This window comes from Nocardioides sp. NPDC101246, assembly GCF_044767415.1.
GTDB lineage: Bacteria > Actinomycetota > Actinomycetes > Propionibacteriales > Nocardioidaceae > Nocardioides.
Map to the genome: position 1 here is coordinate 1 of NZ_JBIWNX010000017.1, position 13,652 is coordinate 13,652.

Sequence of the window (13,652 nt, forward strand, 5' to 3'; positions counted from 1 at the left end):
CCACACCCGGGCCGCCGCCCCGATAGCCAGCCAAATCTTTTCTCGATCTGGTCCGGAGTCCAGGACCGCGAAGCGGCCGGCGAAGCCGGCGCCCGCAGGGCGTCCTTGACGCCGGCCCAGATCGAGAACACCCTCCAAGCAAGGGTCGGCGGCCCACCTCAACCACGAAAACAGCCGCGCCTATGTAAGCGCCCGATCAAACTGCTCCTCAGTGATCGCCGGAGCCCCAAAGGCAGACGGCGCATCCCGCCGAGTCCGGAGCCCATCGAGCATGAGCGTGACGTAGCGCTGCCACAGATCAGGCGCGACGTCCCGGGTGTGATGAGTGACCGCGCCGAGCATGAGCTGGATGAGCGGGAAGTCGACAGGCGCGAGATCGTCCCGGAGTTCGCCGGCCTCCTGCGCGCGGCTGATGAGGGCGGTGGTGGCCGGGTGGAATCCGTTGCGGGCGTCGACGAACGCGTCAGCGGTGCCGCGGTCGCGCTCGAGGACCAGCTCGCGGAGGCCGCGGTTCTCGGCGAAGTCGCGGGCGGAGGCGACGAAGAACTCCTTGAAGCCTTCCCAGGGGTCGGGGTTGGTCAGGGCCTGCTCGGCATGGTCGGCGAGGCGGCGTACGGCCCCCATGAGCACGGCCTCGATGAGCTCCTCGCGGTTGGCGAAGCGGCGGTAGACGGTGCCGACGCCGACGCCGGCATGGCGGGCGACGTCGTCGAGCGTGACGTCGATGCCTCGGGACGCGAAGAGCTCCTGGGCGGCGGCGATGAGCCGCTGCCGGTTGCGCTCGGCGTCGGCGCGCAGGGGCCGGGTGCGCGGGGTCGGGGACGTACTCATGGCTTCATCCTAACAAAATGGAGGGGTCATCTCCGGTTAGTGCTACGCTCGAGGTTAACCGGAGAAAGCGTCTCCGCTTGGGAGGAGAGATGACCATGGCACCACGTGTGTTGATCGTCGGGATGGGCATCGCGGGGCTGGCGACCGCGATGCGGCTGCGCGAGATCGGCTGGGAGCCGGTGATCGTGGAACGTGCCCCGGAACGGAGGGAAGCCGGCTACTTCGTCGGACTGTTCGAGACCGGACGCGCGACCGCGCAGCGCATGGGTGTGCTCGACGCGATCGGGAACCGTACGGACCGGGACGGGATGACGTACAACGTCGACCGTTCCGGCACGAAGCGCCGGCCGGGAATGGGCTACGCCGACCTGCCCGGCGACCCGCGTCTCATCCTGAGAGGTGACATCGAGTCGGCGCTCTACGACCAGGCCGTCGAGACGACCGAGATCCGGTACGGCACCAGCCCCGCCGCCATCGACGAGCATGCCGACGGGGTCGAGGTGATCCTGCGGACCATCGACGGCCACGAGAGCACCGAACGCTTCGACCTCGTCGTGGGCGCAGACGGCCTCCGCTCGACCGTACGCCGCCTGGTCTTCGGCCCTGACGAGGAGCTGATGCGGCCGCTGAACCACATCATCGGCGTGGCTCTCCTCGAGGAGCAGGTGCCGGGCTTCGGTCCCTCCGACGGCCTCATCCTCGCCGAGGAGGGCCGCTCGGTGTGGGTGTTCGGCTTCGCCGACCACACGCCGACCGTGATGTTCTCCTACCGGACCGACGACGAGAACGCCCAGTTCCAGGGTGCCCCGATCGACCGGCTCCGGGACGCCTTCGGCCCCGAGCAGGCCGGACCGATCCTGGAGAATCTCTTCGATCAGTTCGAGGCCGCCGAGGACAGCCTGTTCGACTCGGTCCACCAGGTCGTGATGCCGACCTGGCACACCGACCGCGTCGTCCTGGTCGGCGACGCGGCGTGGTGCCTGACGCTCTACTCCGGGATGGGTGCCTCGACCGGCATCGCGGGTGCCGACCTGCTCGGCACGACGCTCGCCCGTAACCCCGGCAACACCGCGCGGGCGCTGCGGGAGTGGGAGCAGCGCCTGCGGCCGTTCATCGAGGTGCAGCAGCGCTCGGGACGTACCGACGGGTTGGCCATGTTCGTGCCCCAGACCCGGCGCGACCTGATGATGCGCAACACGATGTCGCTGATCGGCGGCAACAAGGTCACCAGGGGTGCGTTCCGGTCGATGATCGCCGGCAAGTTCAAGGAGAAGGCGCTCGACGTCGCCGCGCCGTGACGCGTCGGGGTCAGCTCTTCCTGAGGAGCGCGGCGAGCAGACCGACCCCACCACCGACGATCCACGGCAGCGGGAGGAGCCAGCGGAGGTCCTCGATGTCGTGGATGACGACGGTGCCGCTGACGATCAGCGCCCAGACGACGACGAAGACGAGGAAGGCGAGGCCCATCACCAGGTGGCCGATGTTGACCGGGTGGCGACCGGTCGGCTTCTCCGCGGCCGCCTGGTCCTCGAAGCGCGGCGGGGGAGCGTAGTCATAGCTCACCGGATGCTCCTCTCGGGAGTGTCGACGAAGCGTACGGCTCGGGGGTCGCTCTCCTCGTAGACGTTGATCGCGCCGAGCTCAGCGGTCGCCGTCAGCCGAAGGTCCGCGTCCTCGGCGAGACCGGGCTCGCTGCCTTCCTCACCGGCCACGTGCGAACGGGTCACGACGAAGCCGCCGACGTCGCTGCGGGTCTCGTCGAAGACCTTCGCCTCGCCCAGGGCACCCATGGTGGCCTCGACCGAGACGGTGGCGTCGTCAGGGACGATCACGGTGATCTCCCCGAACGTGCTGGTGATGTCCAGGTCGCGGCCCTCGAGCGTCTTCGGGTCGATGGCGCTCATGTCCAGGACGATCGCGCCGGCGTCGACCACGTAGGAGCTCTCCAGTGCGCCGACGGTCCGCGGATGGGCCTCGATGCTGCTGCCGGTCTCGAAGTTCGACGGGTCGATCATCGTGAGCGGCAGGGCGACCAGAGCCATCAGGCCGAGGAAGATCAGTCCGCCCGCCCGGCCCCAGAACGCGCCGAGCACGAGGAAGCCACCGAAGACGGCCAGCAGCGCCGCGGGGTAGGCGCTGGTCGGGACCGGCGCCCAGTCGGCGACGTCGACGAGCCCCAGGACCCCCACGACCAGCGCGGCGACCGCGATGGCGCGCCCGAACAGCAGCGGCGAACGCCGACGGCCGGTCCGGACGAGGGGCGCGTTGGGATCGTAGGATCCGGGCGGCCACGGCGCCGGAAGAGCACGTGTCGGAGCTGCGGGAACGTCCAAGCCCGTGGATGCCGCCGACGCGGCAGGAGTCGGGAGCGGTCCGCCGCGCTTGCGACCCCACTTGCCGCGGTTGGCGTACCAGAGCGCGACCACCCCGAGCACCGCGAGCCAGAACCAGGGGACGTCGGTGTCGCCGAACGCGTCGCCGAGCAGCGAGATCGCCGCGATCCCGCCGGCGATCCAGAGCAGGAGGTTGCGGGCGGGTGGCCCGACGGGGATCATCCCGTCCTCGGCACCGTCCTCGGGCACCAGCACCCAGGCCGCGACGTACACGATCCCGCCGGCGCCGCCGAAGAACACCGCGACCACCAGCACCACCCGCACCAGCAGCGGGTCGACGTCGAAGTGGCGTGCGATCCCACCCGCGACACCGGCGATGTGCCGTCCCTCCGGAGAGGCATGGGTCGTACGCCGCAGGCCACTGAGGTTGCGCAGCTGCTCGCCACTGGGGCGGGTGCGCTTCTCGGAGACAGGCGATGGCGGCTCCGGGGTGGGAGGCAGGGGTGCCTCGGGCGGGATCGTCACACCCCTACTCTGACTCCTTCGCACCCCGCAGACCATCAGGGACGGCCCTGAGTTCTCGATGAGCAAGGATCAGGGTGAATCCTCATGGCATGTGCCCGCGCCAGGTGTGACGATGGTTGTCATCATGACGACGACCCATGCGACGACGGAGCTGCCGCCACCGCCTCCAGTGGTACGCCGCGCCTACCGAGACACCGACGCCTCGGTGATCGGCGGCGTGGCCGCCGGCCTGGCCGAGCACCTCGGCCTGCCGGTCCTGGCCGTGCGTGCGTTCTTCGTGGTGACCGCGGTCTTCAGCGGCTTCGGCGTGCTGCTCTACGCCGCCCTGTGGATCTTCATCCCCGCCGCGCCCCACCTGGAGCAGTCCTCGCCGGGTGGCGAGAGCGCCACTCGCGGCGGCCGCCGGCCCTCCTCACGCCCCGGGGGCGTCGACAAGGGCCCGGCGATCGCGCTGCTCGCGCTCGGATTCGGTGCCATCGTGCTCTTCGACGCGGTGCTCGGCGCCGGTGCGCTGATCTGGCCGGCGATGCTCGGTGTCGCCGGCGTCGCACTGCTGTGGCGCCAGGCCGACGCCGCCCAGCGCGAGCGCTGGATCGACGGCACCGGCCGCCTCGACCTGGTGCGGATGGTCTTCGGCAAGGGCGGCTGGCGGGCGTACGTCCGGGTCGGAGTAGGTGTCGGGCTGATGCTCTTCGCGGTGATCCTCGCCGGCGGCCAGCTCGACCTCGGCAACGCCACCGCGCTGATCATCGCGGGCCTGATCGTGCTCGGTGCCGGCTTCCTGGTCGCCGGTCCCTGGGTGCGTCAGCTCGCGAGCGACCTGGGCAGTGAGCGGGAAGAACGGATCCGGAGCCAGGAGCGCGCCGACATGGCCGCCCACCTGCACGACTCCGTCCTCCAGACCCTCGCCCTGATCCAGCGCAACTCCGGTGATCCCGCGATGGTGCAGAAGCTGGCCCGCGCCCAGGAGCGCGACCTGCGCGAATGGCTCTTCTCGACCCCCGCCGAGGCCGACGAGACGTTCGCGGCCGCGCTGAAGGCGGCCTCCGCCGAGGTCGAGGACGCCCACGGCGTGACCGTCGACGTGGTGGTCGTCGGCGACGGTCCCTTCGACGAGACCGTGCGCCCGATCGTCGCCGCCACCCGCGAGGCCGTGACCAACGCCGCCAAGCACGCAGGCACCGGCCGCGTCGACGTCTATGCCGAGGCGACCGACGAGGCCTACGAGGTCTTCGTCCGCGACCGGGGTGAAGGCTTCGTCCTGGACGAGGTCTCTGCCGATCGGCACGGCGTACGAGACAGCATCATCGACCGGATGTCGCGCCACGGCGGGTCGGCTGTGGTGAGATCGTCTCCGGGAGAAGGAACCGAAGTGCGGCTGAAGCAGCCTCGCACGAAGGAGGCTGGGCATGAAGAAGGCTGAGCTTGAAGGAGAACGGGCATGAGTGAGGTCAAGGTCGTCATCGTCGACGACCACGCGATGTTCCGCACCGGCGTACGCGCCGAGCTGAGCCGGTCGCCGGTGATCCGGATCGTCGGGGAGGCCGAGGACGTCGACACCGCGGTCAAGACGATCGCCGAGGGCAAGCCCGACGTGGTGCTGCTCGACGTACACCTTCCCGGTGGCGGCGGCGTCGAGGTGATGCGCAAGGCGCCCGCCGTCGACGGCTCGCCGCGCTACCTCGCCCTGTCGGTCTCCGACGCGGCCGAGGACGTCATCGGCACCATCCGCGGCGGTGCCCGGGGCTACGTCACCAAGACCATCACCGGCGCCGAGCTGGTCGCCGCGATCCAGCGGGTGTCCGGGGGAGACGCGGTCTTCTCGCCGCGCCTGGCCGGCTTCGTGCTCGACGCCTTCGCCGGCACCATCGCCATCGCCGACATCGACGAGGATCTCGACCGTCTGACCGAACGAGAGCGCGAGGTGATGCGCCTCATCGCTCGCGGCTACTCCTACAAGGAGGTCGCCGGCGAGCTGTTCATCTCGATCAAGACGGTCGAGACCCACATGTCCAACGTGCTGCGCAAGCTGCAGCTGTCGAGCCGTCACGAGCTCACCCGCTGGGCCAACGACCGCCGCCTGCTCTAAGAGATCGCGTGCCTAGGCAGGCTCCGGCGGGCGGGCCTCCATCAGGTGGGCGAGCTCGTCGGTCTCGGCGTCGGTCAGCGTCGTGAAGCCGTCCCCGCGCAGGATCTGCAGCTTCCCGTCGGAGATGTCCAGGAACAGCCCCACCAGACGTACGTCCCGGCCTTCCAGGATCTCCCCGAGACGGTCGATCATCACCGCGACGTTGACCTGCGACAGCTGGTCGACCTCGCTCCGGCCGGCGGCGGCAGCGGCGGCGCCGACCGGATGTCCGGCCCGCCACTCCTGGATCGCCGGGGCCGCGTGGCGCAGCCAGTCACCGACGGGTCCCGCGGAGACCTCCCCGGCCCGGGTGCTCGCCAGCGCCGAGGTCATCGCGCCACAGCTGGAGTGACCGCAGACGACGACGGTGTTGATGCCGAGGTCGTCCACGCCGAACAGCATCGGCGCCGCGACCGAGCTGTCCGGGCTGCCGGGCTCGGGCACGAGGTTGCCCATGGTGCGCACCGTCAGCAGGTCGCCCGGGCCGCTCGAGGTGATCAGGTTCGGCACGACCCGGGAGTCGACGCAGGTCAGGAAGACCGCGTGCGGCTCCTGGCCGTCGGCCAGCCCCTCGTAGACCGGGCGCAGCGGTGCCGCGTGGCGGCGGTGGTACTCCCGGACGCCGAGGGCCAGCGGATGGTGCCGGTCGGTGCGGTCGGCACGTACGTCCTGCCAGGCGCCCCAGGGCAGGAGCCCGCGAGGGCTGATCGGAGGCGCCTTGAGCGCGCGCTCCTGGCGGGGCGCCTCGACGCCGTGAGGTCCGGAGTGCTCCACGAGCACGGTGCCACCGGCGGCCTCGTAGCGGGCGCGCCAGTGGTCGAGCTGGTCGCGCCCGGCTGGGTCGAGGTAGTCGACCAGGAGGTCGAGCTCGACGACCTGGCCCTCCGGGATCTCGTCGAGCCTGCTCACCAGCGTCGGCGTCGCCAGGAACGAGAGGCTGCCGTGCACCTCGACCAGCCACTTCTCACGGCCGTCGGTGGCCTGGCCGGCCGGACGTACGTCGATCCGCACGTGGACCAGGCGCCACAGCACCAGGACCAGCGCGGCGACCAGGCCGATCAGGACACCCTCGATCAGGTTGAGCGCGAGCACCCCGGTGATGGTGAGGGCGTAGATCCACAGCTCACCGCGGGCCCGCGCCTGGGAGATATCGGCGGGCCGGACCAGGCCGGTGCCCATCATGATCAGCAGCCCGGCCAGGGCCGCGAGCGGGATCTGCTCGACCAGGCCGACCAGGACCAGGGCGAAGAGGAGCACCCAGACGCCGTGCAGGATCGCAGAGACACGGGTGCGGGCTCCGGCGGCGACGTTGGTCGAGCTGCGCACGATGACGCCGGTGACGGGGAGGCCGCCGAGACCTCCCGAGACGGTGTTGGCGAGCCCCTGGCCGATCAGCTCGCGGTTCAGGTTGCTGCGCGGGCCACCGTGGAGCTTGTCGACGGCGACCGCCGAGAGCAGGCTCTCGACGCTCGCGATCAGAGCCATGGTGAGCACCGCGCCGGCCACGGCGAGAGGCGTGCCCTCCGGGAGCGCGATCGAGCCGATCTCGTCGAGCAGGTCAGGGCCGAGGTGGACGCGCTCGGCACCCGGGAGCCAGACGGCCGCGAGCAGGGTGATCGCGACGATGGCCACGAGCTGCCCGGGCACGGCGCGGACCCGCTGCGGCAGCCGCGGCCAGACGAGCAGGATGCCGATCACGCCGAGCCCGGCCAGGACGGCGTGGATGTTGGGGTTCAGGGCGTTGCCCACGATGTGCTTGATGTTCTCGATCGCGCTCGCCTGCGACCCGCCGCCGAGCGCGACGTTGAGCTGGCCGAGGACGATCGAGATGCCGATCGCGGCGAGCATCGCGCTGACGACGGTCGGCGAGATCGCCAGTGCGTAGCGTCCTAGCCGGCTGGCGCCGAGCACGATCTGGAGGAGGCCGGCCATCAGGGTGATCGCGCAGGTCGCCTCCCAGCCGAACTCGGCGACCGTCTCTGCGACGACGACGGTGAGACCTGCGGCCGGGCCGCTGACCTGTAGTGGTGAGCCGCCGAAGAGGCCGGCGACGATGCCACCCGCCACGGCGGCGATCAGGCCCGCGGCGACAGGAGCACCGGAGGCGACGGCGATGCCGAGCGAGAGCGGCACGGCGACGAGGAAGACGACCAGCGAGGCCGGTACGTCGAAGCGAATGGTCTGGCGGAGCCGATCGAGTGGTCTGGACCCGCCGGTGGGCAGGGTCGGGCGAGGTGATGACACGTCAGAATCCTCCTTGCGGAGCCGAGAGCGATGGTGGCGGTCACCGTGAGAGTAGGCAGACAACCGAACATTCCCCAAGGCGAACGTGACCAAAATCGTGTGATCGTTCGAATACGTGCCTCGAAGTGGTCCCGTCTGGCGGCCGCCGAGGCGGGGGATCTAGTCTGTGCGCATGGAGATCGTGCGGCACATCCTGCTCGTCATTCACCTGCTCGGCTTCGCCGCGCTCTTCGGCGGCCTGCTGGTGCAGATCAAGACCCCTGACAAGGTGTCCAACGGCCTCATGCGCGACGGCTCCGGCACCGCGTTCCTCGCCGGTCTGCTGCTCGTCGGCGTCCTCGAGATGGGCGACGCTCCGGTCGACCACGCCAAGGTCGGCGTGAAGCTCGTGATCGGCCTGGTCATCCTCGGCCTGGTGATGTCGCAGCTGCGCAAGCCCAAGATCTCCGACGGGCTCTACTGGACGATCTTCGGGCTGACGATCATCAACGTCTGCGTGGCGGTCTTCTGGTCCTCCGCGCACGTCGCTGCCTGATCCACCTTCCTGATCCGCGTCTTGTCGGTGCTGCGCTCTAGGCTGGAGGCAGCATGAGTACGCCTGACCAGACCCCTGTTGCCACCATCCCGGGCCTCGAGGCCTTCGCCTCGGCGCAGCCGGCCGACGAGCCGCGTACGAAACCACGCGGGCCGAGCACCGAGGAGCTCCTCGACGGGCTCAACGAGCCTCAGAAGGCGGCCGTGCAACACCAGGGCGCGCCCCTGTTGGTCGTCGCCGGTGCGGGCTCGGGCAAGACCCGGGTGCTGACCCGCCGGATCGCATGGCTGATCTCTCAGCGCGGTGCCCACCCCGGCAGCATCCTGGCGATCACCTTCACCAACAAGGCCGCCGCCGAGATGAAGGAGCGCGTCGAGGCCCTGGTCGGCAAGCGCGCCCGGATCATGTGGGTCTCCACCTTCCACAGCGCCTGCGTGCGGATCCTCCGCAAGGAGATCGACAAGGTGGGACTGAAGTCCAACTTCTCGATCTACGACGCCCAGGACCAGAAGCGGCTGATGCAGCTGGTGCTCACCGACCTCGACCTGGACCCGCGCCACTACCAGCCCGGCCAGGTGCTCAACTGGGTCAGCGACCAGAAGAACGAGCTGCGCGACGTCGAGGCGGCCGAGAAGGACGCGCGCAACCACCTCGAGCAGACCTATGTCGCGGCCTACAAGGAGTATCAGAAGCGCCTGCGGCAGGCGAACGCCTTCGACTTCGACGACCTGATCATGTCGACCGTCGAGCTCTTCCGGGCCTACCCGGAGGTGCGGGAGGTCTACCGGCGCCGGTTCCGGCATGTGCTGGTCGACGAATACCAGGACACCAACCACGCTCAGTACGCCCTGGTCCACGAGCTCTGCGCGGACCGGATGGACGACACCGCGCTGACCGACTCCTACGCCGACGACGCCCCGCGCAGCGACCCCGCCGAGCTGATGGTCGTCGGTGACGCCGACCAGTCGATCTACGCCTTCCGCGGCGCCAACATCCGCAACATCCTCGACTTCGAGCAGGACTTCCCCAACGCGACCACGATCCTGCTGGAGCAGAACTACCGCTCCACGCAGACGATCCTCACCGCCGCCAACGCGGTCATCAAGCACAACAAGGGTCGCAAGGAGAAGGCGCTGTGGAGCGACGCCGGCAACGGCGACCGCATCGTCGGCTACGTCGCCGACGACGAGCGTGACGAGGCCCGGTTCGTCTCCGACGAGATCGACAAGCTCGTCGACGGAGGCCTCAAGGCCGCCGACGTCGCCGTCTTCTACCGCACCAACGCCCAGTCGCGGGTCTTCGAGGAGGTGTTCATCCGCACCGGCCAGCCCTACAAGGTCGTCGGCGGTGTGCGCTTCTACGAGCGCAAGGAGGTACGCGACGCCCTGGCCTATCTGCGCACCCTGGCCAACCCCGACGACCAGGTCTCGCTGCGAAGGATCCTCAACACCCCCAAGCGGGGCATCGGCGACCGCGCCGTGGCCTGCGTCAACGCGCTCGCCGAGCGCGACGGCCTGACCTTCTGGGACGCGCTGCAGAAGGCCGAGGACGCTCCCGGTCTGGCCACCCGGAGCCTGACCAACATCAAGGCCTTCGTCGCGATGGTCGAGGAGCTGCTGCAGATGGTCGCCGCCGGTGAGCGGGCCGACGTCATCCTGGAGACGGTGCTCGACCGATCGGGCTACCTCGCCTCGCTCGAGGAGTCCGACGACCCGCAGGACGAGACCCGCGTGGAGAACCTCGCCGAGCTCGTCGCCGTGGCCCGTGAGTTCTCCGACGACCCGGTCGCGGCTCCCAGCGCCGACCCGGCCGATGTGGACGCCGGCACGGTCCAGCCCGGTCTGGCCGACTTCCTGGAGCGGGTCGCGCTCGTCGCCGACACCGACCAGATACCCGACGACGAGGACGGCGTGGTCACCCTGATGACCCTCCACACCGCCAAGGGTCTGGAGTTCCCCGCGGTCTTCCTCACCGGCATGGAGGACGGCGTCTTCCCGCACTCCCGGGCCCTCGGTGACGGCACCGAGCTCGAGGAGGAGCGCCGCCTGGCGTACGTCGGCATCACCCGCGCCGAGAAGCGGCTCTTCATCTCGCGTGCGGTCGTCCGGTCCGCGTGGGGCGCGCCCTCGCACAACCCCGGCAGCCGCTTCCTCGACGAGCTCCCGGTCGACCTGGTCGACTGGCGGCGTACGGAGAAGGAGATGTCCTCGTGGGGCCGGCCCAACTTCGCCAACGACAGCTGGGGCGGTGGCCAGCGTCTCGGCCAGCCCACGGCCGCTGGACGCCGCAACTTCTCCTCGGCCGCGCTCCGTGCCGACGTCGCCGCCAAGTCGAAGCCTGCCCGTGAGGTGCCCTCGCTCGACCCGGGCGACCGAGTCACCCACGACTCGTTCGGTCTCGGCACCGTCGTCACCATCGAGGGATCTGGCGACAAGCAGGTCGCGAGCATCGACTTCGGGGACACCGGGGTCAAACGGCTGCTGTTGCGCTACGCGCCTGTCGAGAAGCTCTAGTCACGCCGAGTCGGCTCGTTGTGACGGGCCGACTCGGGGGGATGTAGGTGACTACGCGCCGAGTCGGCGCAACCGCGTGCCTCGCTCGCTTCGCTTCGCTCCAAGGCGCGCAGTTGCGCCGACTCGGCTCTGTGCCGAGCTGACGCGCTGCGCGCGTCAGCTCGGGTCTACGCCGTGCTCGTTGAGGGCGGCGTCGGGGTCTACGGCGTCACCACCACCGGGGCGGACCTCCACGTGGAGGTGGTTGCCGGTGGAGTTACCGGTCGAGCCGACGTAGCCGATGACCTCGCCGGGGGAGACCGTCTGGCCGACGGAGACGCCGTAGTCGCTCTGGTGGCAGTACCAGATCTCGGTGCCGTCCTCGAGGGTGATGATCGTCCGGTTTCCGTACGCCCCGCCCCAGGCGGTCTCGGTGACCGTGCCGCGGGCGATCGCGTGGATCGGCGTGCCGTAGGGGGCCGCGAAGTCGAGACCCGTGTGGGTGCTGGACCAGTTGGAGCCCGAGGAGCCGAAGGTGCCGGTGATGCGGTAGACGCCCGCCGGGATCGGCAGCTCCCACATGTTCGACTTGAGGAACTTGTCCTGCTTGTCGGCCTGGACGTCGACGCCCTGGAGCGCCTTCTCGCGGTCGCTCGCCGCGGTGTCGGCCTCGGAGCGCTCGTCGTTGCGGGTGACGGTCGCGGAGCGGTCACCGACCACGACCATGTCGCTGTCGCCCCCGAGTGCGGTGGCTCCGACGAGGCGTACGTCATCGGCGGCGACCATCGTCGGACCGCCGGTCAGCGCGATGCCACCGATGGCGGCGGCGAGAGCGGCGGCGCCGGCGGTCAGCGGGACCGTCGGGCGGCCACCGGCCGCCGCGGCGGCGGCGCGCCGGGTGCGGGGACGGGTGGGGCCACCGATGCCGACCATCGTGCCGGTGGTCTCGACCGCCGGGAGGTCGTGCAGCTCGGGGCGGTAGGTCGCGATCTCGCTGATGCTCGGCAGGTCGATGCTGCCGGTGTCGGCGCGGAAGTAGGTCTCGGCCTGCTGCGGGTCGCGGTCGTAGCAGGCGGCGTAGTCGTCGGTGTAGTACGCCTCGTGAGCCTGCGGCTCCTCGTAGTAGGGCGCGTCGACGGTGTAGTTCTCGGCCGGGAGGTCGATCGCCATCGAGTCGAAGTCGATCTGCTGCGGCAGCGACACCGGCGGGGCCGGGAACGAGGTCGTGTCGATCTTGAACGACGTCGGCGGCGCGTCGAACGCCTCCTGGAACCCGCGGGGCTCCTGGATCTCCGGCTCGTAGGCCGGGGTCACCGGGGGAGCCGGGATCTGGCGGGCCTCGCGCACGGCGCGGATCTTGCCGGTCAGCGGCGCGAACGTGTTGGCCATCCGCAGCGGCTTCGGCGTGTGCGTCGGCTCGGGCGCCTGGAAGGTCGGCTCGGGAGCGACGGGAGCCACCGGCTCGGGAAGCGCGGGAGCCGCAGGAACAGCCGGAACACCGCGCGGAGGCGTCTTGGTCGAGACCGCCCTGCTCGACCTCGCCTTGCCGGGCACGGGCTTGGTCGGCTGGGTCAGGAACATGGTGAGCTCGGAGGTCGTCATGCCTCCGACGCCGAGGTCTTCGAGCACCTCGGGGGTGACCTTGTCCGGGTCGATGCCCATCGAGTGGAGCAGGTCGGCCAGGACCGGGTCGATCTGGTCCGCCCGGCGCTGCACGGGCACGATCGGGGTCGCCGCGGGAGGCGGCGGGGTCGGGAACGAGGCCGGGAAGGACGGGCCGTCGCCCTCGACGAGAGCACGCAGCTCGCTCGTCGAGATGCGGCCGTCGAGGGCCTCGTCGTCGCGCGGGGACCCGACGACCGGCAGCTTGCCGGTCTGCTCGAGCACCACGCGGTTGGGCCGGGCCTTGGCGACCGGCTCTTCGGGAGTCTCAGGGGCGGGGGATGGCTTCGCGGTCCCGACGGCGGGGGACGGCGCGGCGCGCCGCTTCCCGACGTAGGAGGTCGATCCGGTCGCTCGCGGGGCAGGCCTGGAGGCAGGGCTGTCGGTCGCCGGCGCTGCGCGCCGCTTCCCGACGTAGCTGCTGCTGCTCGTGGTTGCTCCGGGGGAAGGGGTGACCGAACGCGGACTGTCACTTGTGACGTCGGCTCGGTGGTTGCCCATCAGTTCATATCTCCGCTGTTCGGGGTCAGACGGCGAGCCATGACTGTAACGGACCGGAGGGCGCGGTCAAGAAATGTGGCACGCCCGTTTCGCTGATTTCACCTTCGGCGCCGGCCGAATCAGTCGCTGATCTGCGTATTTCCGCCAGATTCGGAACTCGATTGCGGAACATTCATGTCACCCGAAACGCGTGTCATCGGCCCATTTGGGCATCGATACGCCGTAGAAACCCGTCGGTCCTCGGACCGCGGGCAGCGTCGTACGGGGTCACACGGGGGTCGCTGCGTAGGGCTACGGACTGTTACCCGAGGTTGCCGATTTGTTGGTATGTGTCCGGTGTGTCCGGCCCCACGGCCCGCCAGTGGCGTACGTCACGTCGTGTGCCCTGGGCTCGTAACTCC

The 13,652-nt window shown here is 70.1% G+C and carries 10 protein-coding genes; 5 read left to right on the plus strand and 5 right to left on the minus strand.

Annotated features, from left to right (window positions below; translation table 11 throughout):
* Positions 1–180: 180 nt before the first annotated feature.
* On the minus strand, positions 181–831 hold the full coding sequence (locus ACIRON_RS25655; protein WP_402996771.1) for a TetR/AcrR family transcriptional regulator: 651 nt from the start codon (positions 829–831) through the stop codon (positions 181–183).
* Between the two features lie 95 nt (positions 832–926).
* Here ACIRON_RS25655 and ACIRON_RS25660 point away from each other — a divergent pair, with 95 nt between their 5' ends.
* Positions 927–2,129, plus strand: coding sequence for an FAD-dependent monooxygenase (locus tag ACIRON_RS25660; protein WP_402996773.1), 1,203 nt, complete (start codon positions 927–929; stop codon positions 2,127–2,129).
* 10 nt (positions 2,130–2,139) lie between these two features.
* Here the strand turns inward: ACIRON_RS25660 and ACIRON_RS25665 are convergent, their stop codons facing one another.
* Together ACIRON_RS25665 and ACIRON_RS25670 are read right to left on the minus strand one after the other, a co-directional pair.
* A complete protein-coding gene (locus tag ACIRON_RS25665; RefSeq protein WP_091052912.1) occupies positions 2,140–2,394 on the minus strand; it encodes a hypothetical protein in 255 nt (84 codons plus the stop codon).
* A complete protein-coding gene (locus ACIRON_RS25670) occupies positions 2,391–3,689 on the minus strand; it encodes a PspC domain-containing protein (protein ID WP_402996776.1) in 1,299 nt (432 codons plus the stop codon). The genes ACIRON_RS25665 and ACIRON_RS25670 overlap by 4 nt, the downstream gene beginning before the upstream one ends.
* Before the next feature lie 124 nt (positions 3,690–3,813).
* Here ACIRON_RS25670 and ACIRON_RS25675 point away from each other — a divergent pair, with 124 nt between their 5' ends.
* Positions 3,814–5,112 (plus strand): PspC domain-containing protein, encoded by a 1,299-nt coding sequence (locus tag ACIRON_RS25675; protein ID WP_402996778.1) that lies wholly within the window; start codon positions 3,814–3,816, stop codon positions 5,110–5,112.
* An 18-nt stretch (positions 5,113–5,130) separates the two neighbouring features.
* Entirely contained in the window at positions 5,131–5,778 is a 648-nt protein-coding gene (locus tag ACIRON_RS25680; protein WP_402996780.1) for a LuxR C-terminal-related transcriptional regulator, read from the plus strand.
* Between the two features lie 12 nt (positions 5,779–5,790).
* On the opposite strand, the gene ACIRON_RS25685 is transcribed toward ACIRON_RS25680, so the two are convergent.
* Entirely contained in the window at positions 5,791–8,061 is a 2,271-nt protein-coding gene (locus ACIRON_RS25685) for a SulP family inorganic anion transporter (protein WP_402996782.1), read from the minus strand.
* 172 nt (positions 8,062–8,233) lie between these two features.
* Between ACIRON_RS25685 and ACIRON_RS25690 the strand changes: the two genes are divergently transcribed.
* A complete protein-coding gene (locus ACIRON_RS25690; protein WP_402996784.1) occupies positions 8,234–8,596 on the plus strand; it encodes a hypothetical protein in 363 nt (120 codons plus the stop codon).
* A 53-nt stretch (positions 8,597–8,649) separates the two neighbouring features.
* Positions 8,650–11,109, plus strand: coding sequence for a DNA helicase PcrA (pcrA, locus tag ACIRON_RS25695; RefSeq protein WP_402996786.1), 2,460 nt, complete (start codon positions 8,650–8,652; stop codon positions 11,107–11,109).
* A gap of 156 nt (positions 11,110–11,265) precedes the next feature.
* On the opposite strand, the gene ACIRON_RS25700 is transcribed toward pcrA, so the two are convergent.
* A complete protein-coding gene (locus ACIRON_RS25700; protein WP_402996788.1) occupies positions 11,266–13,251 on the minus strand; it encodes a peptidoglycan DD-metalloendopeptidase family protein in 1,986 nt (661 codons plus the stop codon).
* Positions 13,252–13,652: the final 401 nt, after the last annotated feature.